Source organism: Mesorhizobium sp. M7A.F.Ca.US.005.03.2.1 (genome assembly GCF_003997795.1).
In the GTDB taxonomy this organism is placed as follows: Bacteria; Pseudomonadota; Alphaproteobacteria; order Rhizobiales; family Rhizobiaceae; genus Mesorhizobium; species Mesorhizobium ciceri.
In genome coordinates this window covers 1-756 of the sequence record NZ_RZRP01001453.1, presented here as the reverse complement: position 1 = coordinate 756, position 756 = coordinate 1, and the positions used below count along the sequence as shown (strand labels likewise).

General features: G+C 68.1%; 1 protein-coding gene. It reads left to right on the top strand.

Annotation, left to right across the window (positions count from 1 at the left end):
- Window positions 1–756 (top strand): acyltransferase (locus EN991_RS38435; protein ID WP_164769772.1); only part of this gene is annotated, 756 nt, incomplete at both ends.

Here is a 756-nt window from a genome sequence, read left to right as displayed (position 1 = left end):
CGCTGATTGCGACGGCCTATCGCCTGTTGAGCGAGGACCTGCCCTTCCCCGGCTGGTACGCACTGCTGCCGGTTGCCGGCACCGTGCTGGTGCTGCTGAGCGGCGGCTGCGGGGAACAGACCAACGGGCGGACCGACCGGCACGTCCTTGGCCCGGCCACCGCTTTGTCGCTGCCGCTCTTGCAATGGATCGGCACGCTCTCCTATTCGCTCTATCTCTGGCACTGGCCGGTCATCGTCTACGCCGGGATGCTGACGCCCGATCTTACGGTGCCGCAGCGGCTGGGCTGCGGCGTGCTGGCGCTGGCGCTGTCGGTGCTCACCTATCACCTCATCGAGAACCCGGCACGACGCGGCGCCTGGCTGACGGTGGGCGCTCGCGCGCTCGCACCCGCGCTGGCGCTGACCGGTGCCGGCGTGGCGGTCGCCTACGCCAATGCGCATCTGGCCACGCGCAACATCGGTCCCGAGCAGCGCGGCATCGAGCAGGCGGCCGAAAGACCTTCCATCGCGCGGGCCGTCGACAAGAACTGCCTGGCCGACTTCCAAACGGTGACGCCGAAACCCTGCACATTCGGCCCGGCCGATGCCACCCGCACCATCGTGCTGTTTGGCGATTCGCACGCCGACCACTGGTCGACGCCGCTGATCGAAGCAGCCAGGCGCAACCACACCAAGGTGGTCACCTACCTCAAATCATCGTGCCGCGCCTCGCGGCTCTCCACCTTCAACACGGTGCTGAAGCGCGACTACACCG